This is a genomic window from Mycobacterium sp., assembly GCF_019243155.1.
Lineage (GTDB): Bacteria > Actinomycetota > Actinomycetes > Mycobacteriales > Mycobacteriaceae > Mycobacterium.
Genome location: NZ_JAFAUS010000508.1, coordinates 1 through 3,744, shown reverse-complemented (window position 1 = coordinate 3,744; position 3,744 = coordinate 1). Strand labels below are relative to the sequence as shown.

At 67.2% G+C, this 3,744-nt stretch carries 4 protein-coding genes; 1 reads left to right on the top strand and 3 read right to left on the bottom strand.

Translation table 11 applies throughout. The annotated features are described in order from the left end of the window. The 3 genes from JOZ00_RS25665 to JOZ00_RS25655 form a co-directional block, all read right to left on the bottom strand. Positions 1-611, bottom strand: a 611-nt coding sequence (locus JOZ00_RS25665) for a sulfite exporter TauE/SafE family protein (protein WP_293350022.1), incomplete at its 3' end; no start/stop codon positions are given. Positions 612-675: 64 nt separating this feature from the next. Further along, positions 676-1,617 (bottom strand): catalase family peroxidase, encoded by a 942-nt coding sequence (locus JOZ00_RS25660; RefSeq protein WP_293350019.1) that lies wholly within the window; start codon positions 1,615-1,617, stop codon positions 676-678. A 35-nt stretch (positions 1,618-1,652) separates the two neighbouring features. After that, on the bottom strand, positions 1,653-2,441 hold the full coding sequence (locus tag JOZ00_RS25655; RefSeq protein ID WP_293350016.1) for an SDR family NAD(P)-dependent oxidoreductase: 789 nt from the start codon (positions 2,439-2,441) through the stop codon (positions 1,653-1,655). 135 nt (positions 2,442-2,576) lie between these two features. Between JOZ00_RS25655 and JOZ00_RS25650 the strand changes: the two genes are divergently transcribed. Further along, a partial coding sequence (locus JOZ00_RS25650; RefSeq protein WP_293350013.1) for an AMP-binding protein occupies positions 2,577-3,744 on the top strand: 1,168 nt, incomplete at its 3' end.

Below are 3,744 nucleotides of genomic sequence, written 5' to 3'. Positions count from 1 at the left end.
GTATAGGCAAGCGCGGCAACCACATTCACGACAAGGGCGAGCAGATTCTTGGCCGCGTTCATGCGTTGCACCGACTCCGGAAGCAAGGCACCCATCAGGCCGACCAGCAGGATGCCCTGGGCGGCGGTGAAGTAGCCGCCGTAAACGCCGACGACGAACGTGCCGATCACCAATACGGCCATGCGGCGCGGCGTGATGTGCTCGGGCGAGCGGCCCGCCACCTCCGCGCGTCGTGCGGTCCATGTCTGGATCCGCGGGCCCGCGACCACTAGGACCAATGCCAGCACCAAAAGCACCGGAACGATGTCGACGAACACCTTCTCCGGCAGGTGCAGCAGCAGGTAGGCGCCCAGCACCGCGCCGACCAGCGAAGCCGGCAACTGCCAGCGCAGCCGATCCCATTGGCCGCTCAACTCGGCGCGATAGCCCCAGGTGCCCGACACGCTGCCCGCGACCAGACCCACCGCGTTCGACATGGTCGCGGTCACCGGCGGAAAGCCGATGGCCACCAGGGTGGGAAACGTGATCAGGGTGCCGGATCCGACGAGAGCATTGATCGCGCCCGCACCGAGTCCGGCCAGGCAGATCAAAACCATCTGAAAAGGCGACATCAAAGAAAAACCTTAGCCTGCCGCCGATTTCGACCGCGGGTCGGTCGGTGACTTGGTTGCCCGGTCAGACGTGAGGCGCTTGGGAACCGCGGTCCACGCCGGTGCGGAGCTTGACCGACGCCGAATAGGCAAGGGTCCGGAACCGGAGAACCGGATCGTCGGAGGGCTCGATGCCGTCGGTGACGCGCATCGGGTCGAACACGACGATGTCGCCGCCGTGCTCGCGTTCGGTGTCCAGCCCGGTGATCTCAACGGTGCCGACGGTGACGATCTGTGTGCTCTGCCAGGCCGCCGACGGGTCCACCGTCGAGTCCGTCGGTCCGGCGATCTGGACGCGAAAATCGAACCGCACCGGCCCGCCCTCGAGGCGGGTATTCAGCTCGTCGGTAAGGAAGTCCGGATCCATGCCGTGGGCGGCGGCGGCCGACAGATAATTCTCGTTCGCGGCCGGAACCAGGTGATAGCGCACGAATCTGGCGCTGCCGTCGGCCGCGACCCAGCGGAACGCGTGCAGGCCGTGGTATTCGGCGGTGGCGTAGCTTTCCGGGACCCGATTCGCTTCGCGCAGTACGGGAAACGCGCCGAGCAGCTTGGGATGGGTGAGCAGATATCCGGCCATGCGCACCGGCGTCGTGAGACCGGGCCGCATCGCCTTGAGCAGATCGATGAATCCGTCGGGCGTGCTCGAAACGAAAAGCCGTGCGGTTTGTGTCGACACGTCGGTGGTGGATCCGTCGGGCAGGGTGAATTTCACCGCCATTCCGCGCACGCCGGGCGAGTTGTCGCGCTGTTTCGGGTTTCCCGATCCGTTGGAGAAGCGGATCAGCGCCGGGACCTTCGAACCGGCGAGATGTGTTGCGCGCGAGAGCATGACCGCATCGGGTTTCGCGGTGAACGTCCCGCGATACAAAGTGCCCTTCGCGTGCAGCGCCCGGCAACCGGGCTGGGCACCGCCTGTGCCCCGAATCGCCTCGATCGCGTCGTCAGGAGAGAGTGCACCGCTCATGGACGAATCTTAGTCGTATCGAATCGCCGGTGGTATCAGTCGGGAAAACCGAAAAGTTTGACCACGCCGTGATCGCGCCCCGCGGTGTAGCCGCCGTCCACCGCGATGGCCTGGCCGCTGACGAAAGAGGCGTCCGGTGACAGCAGGAACGCCGCCATGGCGGCGACCTCCTCCGGCTGGCCCAGCCGCTGCAGGGCGTGCTCCTCGGTGATGGACGCCAGCGGGCCCTCCATGCCGGGGATGTTGAAAACGCTTTGTGCCATTGGTGTTTCGATGAAGCCGGGACAAATGACGTTCGATCGGATGCCGCTCGGTCCGTAGTCGAGCGCGATGTTCTTGGTAAGCAGGACGACGCCGCCTTTGGCCGCGTTGTAAGAGCTGCCGCCGGCCGTGCCTTCCAGTCCTTCGACGCTGGCGACCGTCACGATGGAACCCCGCTCACCGTCGACCCGGGGCTGCTCGATCATCTTGGCCAGTGCAGCCTTTGCCACCAGGAACGTGCCGGTGAGGTTGGTCCCGATAACCCGGTCCCATTCCGCCCGCTCGAGTAGGTGCACCGGACCGCCCCCGGCGACACCGGCCGCGTGGAAGACGCCGTCGAGGCGGTCCGGCACGGCTGCCATCACCGCGGTGATGGCGGCTTCGTCGGTCACATCGGCGGTCACGAAATGGAACTCCGGGCCCAGGTCCGGAGGTGAGGCGACGTCGGCCCCGACGACGGTGCCGCCCTCGGACAGCAGACGCCTCGCGGTGGCCAGCCCGATTCCGGATGCGGCGCCCGTCACGACGAATGTGCGCGAACGGGCTCGGTCAGTGTTCACCATGTGCGGTTCCCCTCTGGTCGGTTTGGGGGTGCCGCCGCAATGTTGGCATACCGCCGCCTGAAACCGAGGGCCGACGTGGCGTGTGCACCCGCGACCGCGTATCAAGAGTGGAGCAAACCGCACTCGGAGGGGTCCATGCCAGCAGCCGACACGACGGCCAGTACCACGGAGACGCTCGCCGGATTCGTCGAGCAACACGCCCAGCAGCGGCCCGACGACATCGCGATCAGGTACGGCGAGCGCGAGTGGTCGTGGGCCGACTGGAGCGCACGGATCCGCCGCGCGGCCGGAGCGCTGCGCGCCGCCGGGATAGAGCGTGGCCAGTGCGTGGCGTTCCTGGACAAGAATCATCCCGCCTGTCTGGAGGTGCTCTTTGCCGGCGCGTCGATCGGTGTGGTGACCACCGTCGTCAACTGGCGCGTCACCGGCGACGAACTGGTGCACGTCCTTTCCGACAGCGGCGCCCGGGTGCTGATCGTCGGCGCCGAGCTGCAACCCGCGGCCCACGCGGCCGCCCCGCGGGTACCGCGCCTGGAACGCATCATCGTGGTCGACGATGAGTACGAATCCCTGCTCGCCGCCGCGCCGGCGGTCGCACCCGACGCGGCGGGGGACGCAAGCGAGACGGCGTTGGTGATCTACAGCTCCGGCACCACCGGACGCCCGAAAGGTGTACTGCTGAGCCAGCGCGCCCTGGTCAACCATGCTATGAACCTGGCGCCGGCGTTCCCGTTCGGCGACAACGACGCGAATCTCGTTGCCATGCCCCTTTTTCACGTGGGCGGTATCGGTTACGCGCTCTTCGGCATCAGGGGCGGCGTGCCGACGATCATGACCCGCGAACCCGACGCCGCGGCCTTGATCGGGGCGGTGCGAGCCGGCGCGACCCACGCGTTTTTCGTCCCGCCGGTCATCGCCCGGTTCCTCGACGCCGGTGAAGCGGCGACCGCGACCATGGCCGCGCTGCGCTACGTCGTGTACGGCGCCGCGCCGATGCCGCTGCCGTTGCTGCACCGAGCGCTATCCACCTGGCCTGAAACGAAGTTCGTTCAGGTGTACGGGCAGACGGAGTTGTGCGGGGCGGTGACCGCGCTCAGCGACGATGACCATCGCGACGCGGCTCGGCCCGAGTTGCAACTGTCGGCCGGAAAGGCCGTGCTGGGCACCGAGATTCGAATCGTCGACCCGGAAACGGGTGCCGAGATCCCCGTCGCCGAGCCAGGCGAGATCTGGGTACGGAGTAACCAGAACATGAGCGGCTACCTGAACCGACCGGAGGCGACGGCCGAGACGATCACCGCCG